At 48.8% G+C, this 13,760-nt stretch carries 9 protein-coding genes; 2 read left to right on the forward strand and 7 right to left on the reverse strand.

The window, feature by feature from the left end:
- Nucleotides 1-8: 8 nt before the first annotated feature.
- Together NSQ39_RS09070 and NSQ39_RS09075 are read right to left on the reverse strand one after the other, a co-directional pair.
- Nucleotides 9-2,051, reverse strand: coding sequence for a molybdopterin-containing oxidoreductase family protein (locus tag NSQ39_RS09070; protein ID WP_046130922.1), 2,043 nt, complete (start codon nucleotides 2,049-2,051; stop codon nucleotides 9-11).
- Between the two features lie 222 nt (nucleotides 2,052-2,273).
- The gene (locus NSQ39_RS09075) at nucleotides 2,274-3,701 is read right to left on the reverse strand and encodes an MDR family MFS transporter (protein WP_046130923.1); all 1,428 of its coding nucleotides are present in this window, start codon (nucleotides 3,699-3,701) and stop codon (nucleotides 2,274-2,276) included.
- Nucleotides 3,702-4,070: 369 nt separating this feature from the next.
- Here NSQ39_RS09075 and NSQ39_RS09080 point away from each other — a divergent pair, with 369 nt between their 5' ends.
- The gene (locus NSQ39_RS09080) at nucleotides 4,071-4,787 is read left to right on the forward strand and encodes a 3-ketoacyl-ACP reductase (protein WP_046130924.1); all 717 of its coding nucleotides are present in this window, start codon (nucleotides 4,071-4,073) and stop codon (nucleotides 4,785-4,787) included.
- A 47-nt stretch (nucleotides 4,788-4,834) separates the two neighbouring features.
- On the opposite strand, the gene NSQ39_RS09085 is transcribed toward NSQ39_RS09080, so the two are convergent.
- A complete protein-coding gene (locus NSQ39_RS09085; protein ID WP_046130925.1) occupies nucleotides 4,835-6,040 on the reverse strand; it encodes a cytochrome P450 in 1,206 nt (401 codons plus the stop codon).
- Between the two features lie 312 nt (nucleotides 6,041-6,352).
- Here NSQ39_RS09085 and NSQ39_RS09090 point away from each other — a divergent pair, with 312 nt between their 5' ends.
- On the forward strand, nucleotides 6,353-7,912 hold the full coding sequence (locus NSQ39_RS09090; protein ID WP_175075106.1) for an alkaline phosphatase D family protein: 1,560 nt from the start codon (nucleotides 6,353-6,355) through the stop codon (nucleotides 7,910-7,912).
- Between the two features lie 58 nt (nucleotides 7,913-7,970).
- Here the strand turns inward: NSQ39_RS09090 and NSQ39_RS09095 are convergent, their stop codons facing one another.
- From NSQ39_RS09095 to NSQ39_RS09110, 4 genes are all read right to left on the reverse strand, one after another.
- Nucleotides 7,971-9,797 carry an ABC transporter ATP-binding protein gene (locus tag NSQ39_RS09095; protein WP_046130927.1) on the reverse strand — a complete coding sequence of 609 codons (1,827 nt, stop codon included), beginning with the start codon at nucleotides 9,795-9,797 and terminating at the stop codon, nucleotides 7,971-7,973.
- On the reverse strand, nucleotides 9,794-11,521 hold the full coding sequence (locus tag NSQ39_RS09100; protein ID WP_046130928.1) for an ABC transporter ATP-binding protein: 1,728 nt from the start codon (nucleotides 11,519-11,521) through the stop codon (nucleotides 9,794-9,796). Before NSQ39_RS09100 ends, NSQ39_RS09095 begins: the two co-directional genes overlap by 4 nt.
- Nucleotides 11,518-11,991, reverse strand: coding sequence for a MarR family winged helix-turn-helix transcriptional regulator (locus tag NSQ39_RS09105; RefSeq protein WP_046130929.1), 474 nt, complete (start codon nucleotides 11,989-11,991; stop codon nucleotides 11,518-11,520). Before NSQ39_RS09105 ends, NSQ39_RS09100 begins: the two co-directional genes overlap by 4 nt.
- Nucleotides 11,992-12,111: 120 nt before the next feature.
- Nucleotides 12,112-13,686: an alkaline phosphatase family protein gene (locus NSQ39_RS09110; protein ID WP_335497529.1), complete on the reverse strand. Its 1,575-nt coding sequence runs from the start codon at nucleotides 13,684-13,686 to the stop codon at nucleotides 12,112-12,114.
- Between the last annotated feature and the right edge of the window lie 74 nt (nucleotides 13,687-13,760).

Below are 13,760 nucleotides of genomic sequence, written 5' to 3' on the forward strand. Positions count from 1 at the left end.
CAGTCTTTTCAATCCATTTTTTCAATTTGCACTCTTCCTGAAAAAAAGGTTGCTCCTCCTCCCATGTCGGATAAGCGGTCCGGGGTTAGCGCATTGACGAGATAATTCTTTCCGTCTTTGTCGGCCCACAGTCCTTGGCTGACGACGACGCCGGGAAGGACGTTTTCTCCGACTGCGGCGGTCAGGATGCACTCTCCTCGGTCATTTCGGATTTTTACGGAGTCGCCGTTTTCGATGCCTTTTTCTTCCGCATCTTTTATGTTGATATGGAGCTTTGGTTCCTTTTCCAATTTGATATGTTTTTCGTTATTTGAAAACGTCGTATTCAAGAAATTATGGTTCGGCCCGGGCACGAATAAAAACGGGTATTCTCCAGTCTCCAAAAGGGGAGTATGAGTCGGCAGGGCGGGATAGCCGTCCTGTTCCATCTTTTTCGAATACAATTCGATTTTTCCGCTTGGCGTCGGGAGCCGCTCGGGAAAAATGGTCTCTCTTTTCGCTTTGACAAAATGCTTTTCAGACAGGCTGTCAAAATCGATTCCGTCAAGCCACGGATTGGCAGGATAATCAAGGGCCTGCCTGATCATCTCTTCATCCGAATCTTTCAGCGGCTCATCATCAAAGCCCATCGCCTCTGCGAGAAGGCGAAACACTTCTGTATTGGATTTGCTCATGCCGTACTTTTCGATGACGGGTCTTTGCAATTGCGTGTAGTGGTGCCAGTACGATGTGTAAAAATCCATATTTTCAAAAGCGGAAGAGGCGGGCAGCACGATATCGGCATACCGGGCGGTTTCCGTTAAAAATAAATCGTGGACGACCGTAAACAGGTCTTCGCGCTCGAGTCCTTTTCTGACCTTGTTCGCTTCAGGAGCGACAACGGCCGGATTGCTGCTGTATACAAATAAAGAGCGGATCGGCGGATCGATTTCCAGGAGGGCCTTGCCGAGCTGATTCATGTTGATGACCCTCGGCGTTCTGCCGTTCAGCAAGTCAGGGCGCTGCAGCGCTTTTGTATTATAGGCCAAAAAAGCGGTATTGCCTTTAATCGCGCCGCCTCCTTTTACCGTCCATTGTCCTGTAATGGCAGGCAGACAGGCGATCGTCCGGACGATCATGCCTCCGTTGTCATGATGCTGAAGCCCGTTCCCGATGCGGATGAGGGAAGGGGAGGTCTTTCCGTACAGACGGGCAAGCTCGACGATATCCTCACGGGGAACGCCGGTAATCTCCGCAACCGTATCAGGATCGTACTGCAAAACATGCCGGCGCAGCTCTTCATGGCCGACCGTATATTTTTTAAGAAACGCTTCATCGGCCATGCCTTCGGCAAATAAAACGTGCATGATGCCGAGAGCAAGGGCGCTGTCTGTACCCGGCAGGATCGGGATAAACCAGTCAGCCATTCTGCCGGTCTGATTTTTATGAACGTCGATGACAACGATTTTTGCGCCGTTTTTTCTCGCCTTTTGGGCGATTGTTATTTGGTGCATGTTCGTTGAGACCGCGTTGATTCCCCAGAATATAAACAGCTTCGTCTCTGTTGTATCTTCGGGATCTGTTCCGATGCTTCCGCCCATCGTATATTGATATCCAACTGAGCCTGCAGGGGTGCAGATGGCCCGTTCAAGCTGGCTTGATCCGAGACGGTGGAAGAAGCGCCTGTCCATTCCTTCGGCTGTCAAATTCCCCATATTTCCGTAAAAACTATAGGGCAAAATGCTTTCCGGGCCTTCTTTTTCGATCAGCTCCGTCCAGCGGGTGCGAATGGTGTCGATCGCTTCATCCCAGCTGATCGGTTCGAATGTCCCGGATCCTTTCGGGCCCGTCCGTTTCAGCGGCGTTTTCAGCCGTTTCGGATCGTAAATCCGCTCCGTCATGTTGCGGACTTTATTGCATATGTTGCCCTGTGTGACCGGATGATCCGGGTCGCCCTGAATTTTAACGATCTTGCCGTCTTTTTTATGAACGAGAAGACCGCATTGATCAGGACAGTCAAGTGAACATACGGATTTGAAAATGCCGTTCTTTTGATGAACATAAGATTCCATGGACTCCGTTCCTTTCCGATGAAAAAATGAATATGATTCTAGCATTATATCATGTCACAACATCCCGTCAATTCTGAAAAATCCGCCAACAGGACATTTTGCCTGTTGTCTGTACAAAATCACCGGCGAAGGAAAGAGCGGCTAAGAATTTGCCGGCATTTCACGTTTCATAAAAAACCCCCGGCATTCTCCTGATGGAAAAGCCGGGGGCCCTGAAGGATCCTAGTTTTCGTCAAAATCCGGCGCAACCGCCTTTTTAATGAATAATGAGATCAGAAAAGCGATGCAGGTCAATGCCAGCGCAAACCAGTAGGCATGATGGATGCCGTGCGTCATCGCTTCATTCATGATTTGCTCGCTGGCCGGCGCCTGTTGTTTTTCCAGGAAGCTTTGTTTCCCCTGGCTCATAATGCTTACAAAAACCGAAACACCAAGAGCCCCTGCTACAGGCTGGAGAGTGTTGGCAACGGCTGTTCCATGCGGATACAGCTTCTTCGGCAGCTCATTGAGCGCATTCGTCTGCGCAGGCATCATGATCGCGGAGATCGACAGCATTAAGACGATATATACCAAGATAAACGACCATATCGGAATGGAAGGACCGATGTTGCTGAAGAAAACCATGACGCCGACCAATACGACGGTGCCCGGTATGATGAGCTTTCTCGGTCCGAGCTTATCGAATAAGCCGCCCATCGCAGGGGACATAAGGCCGTTCAGCAGCGCACCGGGAAGCAGCAACAGCCCGGCGGTCTTTGCAGATAAGCCGAGAGGGCCCTGCAAATACATCGGCATCACAATTTCCGATGCAAACATCGCCATAATGACGATCACAAAAAGAATCAGACCGCGCGAATAATTTTGATAGGCAAACACCCGCATATCCAATAACGGCTCTTCCAGCTTCAATTGACGGAGCACGAACAGCACAAGGCTGATCAGGCTGACAGCGATCACTGTAATGACTGTCGCAGACGCAAATCCATGCGAAGCCTCACCGGCGCTGCTGAAGCCGTAAACCATGCCTCCGATACCGATCGTTGACAAAATGATCGATAAAACATCTGCACGGGGGCGTGTTACTTCACCGACGTTCTGCAAATACTTCGCGGCGAATAGAATCGAAAAAACAGCAAACGGAATCACGATGATAAACAGCCAGCGCCAGCCTAATAAATCAACGATAACCCCCGATAATGTAGGACCGATTGCTGGAGCAAACATAATGACCAGGCCGAACGTCCCCATAATCTTTCCGCGGACTTCCGGGCGGTACATTAAAAGCAAAGCGTTCATGATAATGGGAATTAACAATCCGGTGCCGACAGCCTGAATCATCCGTCCGGCCAGCAGCATCGGAAAATTCACCGAACAGGCTGCAATAACCGTTCCAACCAAAAATACGGTCATCACGCCGATAAACATCTGCCTTGTTGTAAACCACTGAATGAAAAGGGCCGAAACGGGCATTAAAACGCCCATTACTAGCATGAAGCCGGTCGCCAGCCATTGAACGGTCGCAGCATCTATGCTGAAGGCATCCATTAATTCGGTTAAGGCAATATTGAGCAATGTTTCGTTTAATATTGCGAAGAAAGCGCCAATCATAAATGTAATCAGTATTGCTTTGGAATTTAGTTTTTGTTCCATACCATTCCTCCTGTAAAAACCATCTTGCCGAAGCCGGGGCATGTTCCGCTTCAGACAGCTAGCTGTCATATAAAATGAAGACTTGACCCGGAGTCAAATCCTCTCGTGTATCATCTGTATTTTCGTTTTATCTGTTTACGTGTCTCCACCGCCATTTTATAGACTTTTTTCTTACGATTGGCAACTATATGAGTATACTTGGTCTTTGCCATTTTTACAATAAATTTGTTAGGTTGTTTCTTAAAAGCCTGCGTTGTAAGACACTTGTCGGATATTTTGATGAAACGCCGGCCCGAGCATTTTATTTGTTAACGATTTAGGATTTCTTTATACTTTTCATGTACATACATATTGAAAGGAAGTTTTGCTATGCAATCTCTACAAAACAAAACGGCCCTGATTACAGGCGGAGCCAGAGGAATCGGCCGTGCAGCCGCATTCGCCCTGGCGAAAGAGGGCGTTCATATCGGCCTTGTCGGCCGTACGATGGCCAACCTTGAAAAAACGGCGGCAGAGCTGAAGGCTTTCGGCGTGAACGTGTCGATTGCAGAAGCGGATGTGAAGGATTTAAAAGCCGTGGAAAACGCAGTTGAATCTGTAAAAAAAGAGCTCGGCAGCATCGATATTCTCATTAATAATGCCGGAATCGGCGGTTTTGCAGGTTTTCTTGAACAGACTCCGGAGGAATGGGAGAATATCATCCAAGTCAACCTGATGGGCGTATACAACGTAACCCGCGCTGTTCTGCCTGATATGATCGAAAGAAAAGCAGGAGATATTATTAATATTTCTTCAACAGCGGGTCAAAGAGGCGCAGCAGGCACGAGCGCTTACAGCGCATCTAAATTTGCGGTCCTCGGCCTGACAGAATCGTTAATGCAGGAAGTCAGAAAGCACAACATCCGGGTGAGCGCACTTACGCCAAGCACAGTCGCCACAGATTTGGCAATCGAATCAAAATTGACCGACGGAAACCCTGAGCGCGTCATGCAGCCGGAAGACCTTGCGGAATTCATGGTGGCGCAGCTTAAACTGCACCCGCGCATTTTCATTAAATCTGCAGGTATGTGGTCAACAAATCCATAAAAGAAAAAAGGACGAGCGCCCATGGGGGCTTGTCCTTTTTCTGTCATTTAATATAAAAGCCGCACCGGAAGCCGGCGGACGCCGAAAACAAACGGACTTTGAATCGCTTCAAGCTTCACCCGGTCATCCCTTTCCACCGATGCATGCCGAAGCAAATGCGACAGGGCAATGTTCGCTTCAAGGCGGGCGAGGGGAGCCCCAAGGCAAAAATGGATGCCAAAGCCGAAACTCATATGTGGATTTGACTTGCGGTCAAGCCTAAAGGATTCAGGATCGTCAAACTTGGTTTCATCCCGATTGGCCGATGCCACCCAGCTGATGACGGAAGAGCCCTTTGGAATCGAAACGCCCCTGATCTCGGTATCTTGGGCTGCGACGCGGCCAATCGCCTGCACGGGCGGATAGTAGCGCAGCGTTTCTTCAACGAGATGAGGCACGAGGGACAAATCATGTCTGACGGCCTCCTGTGTGTGTGCGTCCTCTGTTAGATAGCGGACGGCATTCGCGATCAAATTGGTTGTCGTTTCATTGCCGGCCACCAAAAGAAGCGTACAAAAACCGAGCAGTTCCTCTTCAGTTAATTTCTCTCCTTCTACCTCAGCCTGAATCAAAAGCGAAATCAAATCTTCTTTGGGCGACTTCTTGCGTTCCTTGATAATCCTTTTAAAGTAGTCTTTTAAATAGTCATTGCCTTCTTTGCGCCGTTTGCTCATCAGTTTGACGGCTTCATCCGAGCTGTCTGAAGCACCCGAAACCAATATATCAGAGTAGTGCTTGAACATGCTGCGGTCTTCAGGCGGAACACCGAGCAGCTCAGCAATGATAATCACAGGGAGGGGAGCTGCCAAATCGTCTACCAAATCAAACGACCGCCTGTCTCTTGTTTCATCAAGCAGAAAGGCTGTCACTTCGCCGATGTGCGATTCAAGCTGCTTCACCGCCTTCGGTGTAAAAGCCTTATTGACGATCGCCCTCATGCTTGTATGCCGCGGCGGATCCATCGTCAGCATGGTTTTTCCCTGCATGTCCCCGCCGCGTTTTGAAGAAAAGAGCTTTGGCGATTTCAATACATATTGAACATCTTCATAAGCGAAAATATCCCAGCACTTTCGATCGTCATCGAAGCGCACAGGGCTTGTCTGCCGAAGCCGGTTATAAATAGGAAACGGGAAGAGCCGGTCTTTGCTTGAGCTGATTTCTTTCATCGGAATCCAATTCGCGTAACGGTTGCTGGTTTGAATCGAATTTGTCATGGTAACTCTCCTTTTTTGAATCAGTCGAAATAGATTTCCATGAACCGGTTCATACCATTACGTTAGCACCCTTTTTGCATTTGTTTCAACGGACATATTTTGAAAAATTTGTCAACCGGACAAAAGTTGCGCTTTGAAAAGGGACAAAATATGCGGTTCTCAGATGGGATTCATTTACATATCAGGGCTTGTCTGTTACATTTTAAATAGCAGTATATTTTAATAGATGAAAGGAATGATTGCGCTTACAAAAAAGTGAACCTGCCGGAAAGCTCTTGGCTGTTTTCAATTTAATCGTAAAGGAGACTTGATATGAAAACAAACGTTTCAGAGTCTTTTCACGAGAAAACCGCAGACGGTCGTTTGCTGACAGCAGAATCAGATGGGAGGACATCGGCGGAAAAAGTGCCGAAGTTTACCGCATACCCGTTTACGTTAGGAGTTTCCTCAGGAGAACCTCTTCCCGGCGGAGTAGTGCTGTGGACCCGGCTCGCTCCAGAGCCGCTTAATGGGGGAGGGATGCCTCCAGAAGACGTGACCGTGAAATGGGAAGTCGCCCGCGATCCTGAATTCCGGGAGATCGTCAAGCAAGGAGAAGAGACAGCCAAACGGGAGTATGCCCATTCTGTTCATGCCGAAGTCGAGGGGCTTGAACCTGACACCGTTTATTATTATCGCTTCCATGCGGGGTATGAAACCAGCCAGACAGGCCGCACGAAAACGCTTCCCCTCCAAACCGCCTCTGTTGATCAGCTTGTATTCGCTTTTGTCTCTTGCCAGCATTTTGAAGAAGGATATTACACCGCATACCGCCGGATTGCCGAAGAAGAACTCGACTTTGTTTTGCATTTAGGAGATGCGATTTATGAGTACGGCCCAGGCACAAACGCTAAAAATGTCCGCCTTCATAAAGGTGCGGAAACCTTGACCATCGACGACTACAGAACGCGTCACGCCCAGTACTTGTATGATCGCGACTATAAGCTTGCCCGCTCGCTTTTTCCGTGGATCGTGACATGGGACGACCATGACGTGGAAAACAACTACGCCGGGCTGACTCCAGAAAAAAATCAGCCTCCTGAACCTTTTATCCTCAGGCGGGCAAGCGCATATCAGGCCTTTTATGAACATATGCCGCTCAGACGGTCGTCGCTGCCAAGGGCCGAGGATATGCAGATGTACCGGAAAGTCACATACGGCGACTTGGCGGAGTTTCATATCCTTGATACCCGGCAATATCGGGACGATCAGGCCAATCAAGACGGCAATAAGCCTCCGAGCTTTGAATCGACCGACCCCTCAAGGACGATCTTAGGACATGAACAGAAAAAATGGCTGTATGACGGACTTCGCCGTTCACAATCGATCTGGAACGTCCTCGCCCAGCAAGTCTTTTTTTCGCAGGTCGATCACCAGGACGGTGATGTTAAAGTATTGCCGATGGATGGGTGGGACGGATACTCGGCCGAACGAAACGAGGTTGTCGAATTTTTGCAAAAGCAGCATATTTCAAACCCTATCGTTTTGACAGGGGACGTTCATACGAACTGGGTTTTTGACATCAAAAGCGATTTTGATAACCCAAATTCGACAACGGTCGGCGCTGAATTTGCCGGAACCTCCGTGACGTCTGGGGGAGATCGTGCGAATACAATCAAAAATCCTGACATCCTTTATGCAGAAAATCCCCATTTGAAATTTTTTAACGATCAGCGCGGCTATGTACGCTGCACGGTGACGCCGCAGCAGTGGCGAACCGATTACCGGCTTCTCGAGTATGTATCAAGACCTGGTGCACCGATCGAAACGGTTGCTTCATTCATTTGCGAGAATGGACGGCCCGGTGTCCGCCGCGTCTATGAAAATATGTAAATAAAAAAGGCTGTGCCTTAAAAAGCGTGTCGGCGCTTTTGGGCACAGTCTTTTCTTTTTAGCTGACAGCTTCCTCCTGTGAAAACTGGCTGTTGTACAAATCTGCATAAAAGCCTTTTAGGCGCAGAAGCTCTTCATGGCTTCCTTTTTCGATAATATCTCCGTTTTTCATTACGAGAATGAGATCCGCATCTTTAATTGTAGAAAGACGATGGGCAATGACAAAACTCGTGCGGTTTTCCATCAGCCTGTTCATCGCTTTTTGGATGTTCATTTCCGTCCGGGTGTCGACGCTGCTTGTCGCTTCATCCAAAATCAAAATCTTTGGATCTGCCAAAATCGCTCTTGCAATCGTCAGCAATTGCCGCTGCCCCTGGGAGATGTTTTGCGCATCTTCCGTCAATACCGTGTCATAGCCGTCGGGGAGGGTGCGGATAAAATCGTCGGCATAGGCGCTTTTGGCCGCCTGAATGATTTCCTCTTCTGTCGCGCCTTCGCGTCCGTATGCGATATTGTCGCGGATCGTTCCGTTAAACAGCCATGTGTCCTGAAGAACCATCGCAAACATGCTTCTTGCCTGTTCGCGCGACAGATCGGTGAGATCCGTGCCGCCGACTTTGATTTTGCCGCTGTTTACTTCATAAAACCTCATCAGCAGGTTGATAATCGTCGTTTTGCCGGCGCCGGTCGGTCCGACAATCGCGATCGTCCGGCCTTCTTTGACATCAATGTTTAAATCGCGGATCACCGGAACGCTTTCATCATAGCCGAACGCGACGTGTTCAAATGATACATCGCCTTTTAATGTCGCAAGATCGAGATCGGCAGGCGTTTCCCTCATTTCCTCTTCCTCATCCAAAATGCTGAACACCCGTTCCGCGGAAGCGATCGCCGATTGGATCGTGTTGGCGATGCCGGCGACTTGGACAAGCGGCTGGGAAAACTGCTGGGTATATTGAATAAAAGCTTGAACGCCTCCGACAAGAATCGTTCCGTTTAAAACAAAAATGCCTCCTGTAATGCTGACGAAAACATAGCCGAGGTTTCCGATGAATGTCATCATCGGCATCATTAATCCGGAAATAAACTGCGATTTCCAGCCGGATTGGTACAGACGCTCATTTATTTCGTCAAACTGCTGAATCGCTTTGTCTTCATGGCCGAACGCTTTCACTTCCTGATGGCCAGTGAACATTTCCTCAACATGCCCGTTAATGGAGCCGATTTCCTTCTGCTGTGCGGCAAAGTGCTTTTGCGAGAAAGAGGCAATCAGTCTCACGGCAAGCATGCTGAGCGGAATCGTGATGCACACGACAAGCGTCAGCACCGGACTGATCAACAGCATCATGATGATGATTCCCAAGATGGTGATCACCGATGTGATCATTTGCGTGAGCGCCTGCTGAAGCGATGTATTGATGTTGTCAATATCGTTGACCGCGCGGCTCAGCGTATCACCGTGCGAATGTTTGTCAAAATATTTTAAAGGAAGCCGCGAGAGTTTTTCATTGACTTCCTGGCGCATTTCAAAAATGGTTTTTTGGGCGACTCCGGCCATCAAGTACTGCTGCAAAAATGTAAATAGAGCAGAAAGTAAATACAGCCCTGCAAGGATCAGCGTAATCCGGCCGAGAAATCCAAACTGTACGCCCGTTCCCTTCGTAAAGCTTTCGAATAGGGAAGAGGTGGCGTCTCCAAGAAGCTTTGGACTGATGACATTGAACAATGTCGATAAAATCGCCGCAATGATGACCAGCACAAGCTGAAACGTCCGCGGCTTCAAATAGCCGGCAAGCCTTAAAATCGTTTTCTTAAATTCTTTCGGTCTTTGCTGCTGCATAACAGGAGTCATAGAGCCTGGATGCCGATGTTCTTTTTTACTCATGCGCTCTCCTCCTCAGTCTGCTGGGATGCGACGATCTCCTGATAGATGCTGTTTTCTTCCAGCAGTTGTTGGTGTGTGCCGATTCCGGCTATTTTTCCTTCATTTAACACGATGATTTGGTCTGCTTCAGTGATCGTGCTTACCCTTTGGGCGACGATAATGACGGCCGCATCAGCAGTTGTTTCTTTCAGCGCCTTTCTCAGCTTTTGGTCTGTTTTGTAATCAAGCGCTGAAAAGCTGTCGTCAAAAAGGTAGATTTCCGGTTTCCTGACGAGGGCGCGGGCGATCGAAAGGCGCTGCTTCTGTCCGCCTGAGAGGTTGGCGCCCGCTTGCTCGATATACGAGTCGATGCCGTTTTCCTTTTCCTTGACGAACTCTGAAGCCTGAGCGGTTTCGAGCGCTTCTGTCACTTCCTCGTCTGTTGCATCTTCTTTGCCGAATAGGACATTTTCTTTGATTGTTCCGCTGAATAAAGAAGCCTTTTGCGGAACGTAACCGATCTTTTCGCGAAGCTCTTTCTGCGGGATCTTTCTGACGTCCGTTCCGTCTACGAGAACCGAACCTTTTTCAACGTCGAAAAATCTTGGAATCAGTTGCAGAATCGTCGTTTTCCCCGCACCCGTGCTTCCGATGATCGCGGTCATTTCACCAGGTTTTGCATGAAATGAAATATCTTCGAGGACGGGTTTTTCGGCTCCGGCATAGCGGAATGTGACGCCTTTAAATTCAACATGACCGCGGAGGCCGGTATGTTCTGAAGGCTGCTTAGGATCTGTGATATTCGGCTTGATCAACAGCACTTCGTTAATCCGGTCGGCGGAAGCCTGAGCCCTCGGGATCATTACGAACGTCATCGCAAGCATGATCAAAGCGAACAAAATCATCGATGCATACTGGAGGAAGGCCATTAAGTTTCCGACCTGCATATCGCCTTGATCAATGCGGATTCCGCCAAACCAGATGATCGCGATATTGGTAAAGTTCATCATGATCATCATCACAGGAAATAAAAACGCCATAATTCTGTTGACAGCGATGCCGGTATCGCGGAATTCCTGATTGGCCTTCCGGAATTTTTCCTTTTCTTGATCTGCGCGGTTAAACGCGCGGATGACGCGGACGCCTGTCAGCCCTTCACGGAGGACAAGATTGAGGCCGTCCGTCTTTTTTTGCAGGACGCCGAAAAGGGGAACGGCTTTTCTTGTGATCAGAAAAATCAGTCCAGCCAAAATCGGCAGTGACGCCACAAAGATCAAGGACAGCTTCGCATCCCTGTATACGGCCAAAACGATGCCGCCGATCAGCATGAGCGGCGCTCTCGTCATCAATGACAGCATCATATTCAGAACATCCTGAACTTGCTTGACATCGTTCGTCGTCCGGGTGATGAGGGAAGAGGCGCCGACTTTTCCAAACTCCTCAAGCGAATAATGTTCAACTTTGACAAACAGCTCTCTGCGGATGTCTCTGCCGAAAGCAAGAGACGTTCTCGAGGCGAAGAATGCTTTTCCCATCGTCAACAAAATCGCGAGGAGCGAGCAAACCACCATCCACACGCCGATTTTGAGGATATATGTAATATCCGAGTTCACAATGCCGATATCGACGACATCCGCCATTAACGTCGGCAAATAAAGCTCCAGCATGCTGCCGAGCAGCGTAAAAAGCGCTACAAAGACAACTTGCAATCTGTAAGGTTTTAAGTATTTTAAAAGAGAAATCATGTTTCAACCTTCTTTTCAGTTTTTTTGCATTCAATAAAGTCGGACATTTTATGAATCAGATCGGCAAACTGCCTGCTCTCTGTCTCGCCAAGATACGAGACGAGCTGGCCGAACCACTGATTCAGCTTTTTGTGCACTTCGTCCGCCGCGCTTCTTCCCACTTCTGTTAAAAAAATGCGGACGATCCGCCGGTCTGCTTGATCCATGCGGCGGAAAATCAGCCCTTTTTGCTCGAGCCTGTTTAAAAGCTGTGTCACAAAAGGGGACGTGACATTCAGGAAGTGGCTGATCTCCGATACCTTTTTGCCTTCTCGCCCCGTTGTTTCATTTAAGAACATCAACGCTTTGGCTTCGCTTTTTTTCCACTCCATCTCAGGGAACGACCGGCTCATTTCCGAGCGTCGGAGCCGCTTAAAAGCGCAGATTAATTGCTCAACCGCCGCATCACGGTTGATTTGGTTTTGTTTCATAATGGCACCTGCTTCAAATTTAATTAAGTAAGTAAACTAAATAGCTATCATTATATTACATACAACAGCAAAATCGTGTCAACGAAAAACCTTTGAATAAAAAAGCCTGACTGTGTCAGGCTACTCGGCGAGTTTGAGGAAAAAATCTTTTAAATCGACATGGCGGAAATGTTCGGGCGTTTCTTCGGAGCCTGTGATGATCATCGGAGCGAGGCTGTCCGTTTTATAAAGAGAGCCGTGTCCGCCTCCACCGGGGTGTATCGGCGATGTGTGATCGGCAAATTGGAAACCGGGCTTCGCATCAGCGATGATATACCGGCCGGGATGGGAGTGAAAGGCGCTGAAAAGCCGGGCGAGGGCATCGGGATAATCGCCGTAGAAAAGAGACGTTCCGTCAGCCGACAAATCCAATACGGAAAAATCCCCGTCGAGCGTCCAGGTTTGTCCGTACTGATCGGCAAATCCTCCGCCGGGGCGGAAGCGAAGCGGTTTTACCGCTTGTTTTGAGGTAGCATATACCCAGCCGCCGTCTTTCCAGGCTGCAAAGCCGACCCTTTCATCGCGCTTGAGCGGCTTTACGGCGTCATTTACAGATATGCTTTGATCAAGCATGTATATAAATGCCATCCTGTCGTTTACGCCAAACATCAGTTGATCTTTCTCACTGGGTCTTTTATCAATTTTCGGAATCCGGTAATCGCCAAAAAGAGAGCGGAGCCGAATCACCGATTTTTGCCTGTCGCGGCCGATGGACGTCTGGCCGCTGTCTCCCATAACGATCCATACCGCTTGTTCGGCGGCGGCATCCCAGGAATCGTAGGCGTTTAGAATGCGCTGAAGCTGCTGATCCGTTTTTTCCAATCCGCTTGTATCCGCCGGTCCTTTATGATGAGTGCTGTGATCATTATCGGGAAAATAGGCTACGGTCAGGGAAGGAAGCTTGTGTTTCTTAATCAAATAAGACAGTTCCTGTGCAGTGAATTTGTTATTCAGCCCGTACCCGTTCCAAATCCGCTGATAGCGGTTATGAGGATCTGCTTGGGCAAAACGGCCGAATGAAAAGATAGCCGGGCCTTTTACGGCCATCTTTTCAGGCATCAGGCCAAGGCGTTTGACAGGAGGCGGAATGTTCAGGTCATGATCATATCCGCCGCGGTACACGAGGCCGTTGATGGAAGCGGAATGCTTTCCCCGTTTTTCCAGTTCTTCGTGAACCGTTTTCACTTGCGGGCTTAAATGTTTTTGATTTAAAGCATACATGGCGTCTTTAATCGGCTGTTTCACCCCGAGTGCGGCAATGTCGCTTTTGCCGCTCCCGTAGTTGACGATCCGATGTTCGTCCTGGTTATACCAGACAAGTCCTGCTACGCGGTGACGGTCAGGATAAGCTCCCGTCATGATGGTGCTGTCAATCGAAACAGACATGGTCGGATACGCGTTGACGACTCCCGGATGATAGCTGCCCTTTTCCAAAAAGAATCGAGGGGCCGGAGCGCGTCCTTCGTTGATGGCCTTTTTCAAAGGCCGGTCCATTAAAGAATCCACGATCAGCACGATGACGGGTTTATCTGCCGTTTTGACCGCTTCAATGTTTTCAGCCGCCGGCGTCTGTCTTTCCTCCCCGGCATTGATCCATATGATAAATGAGAACAGCGCGCATAAGAGGATGATTGCAATGATGGTCAGTTTTTTCATATGGCTTCATTCCTTTACAAATCGGGCGGATGATAAGCATATTTTGCCATGGATGTCTGACATATATAGCTGGT

It is taken from the genome of Bacillus sp. FSL W8-0848 (assembly GCF_038007805.1).
GTDB lineage: Bacteria > Bacillota > Bacilli > Bacillales > Bacillaceae > Bacillus > Bacillus glycinifermentans.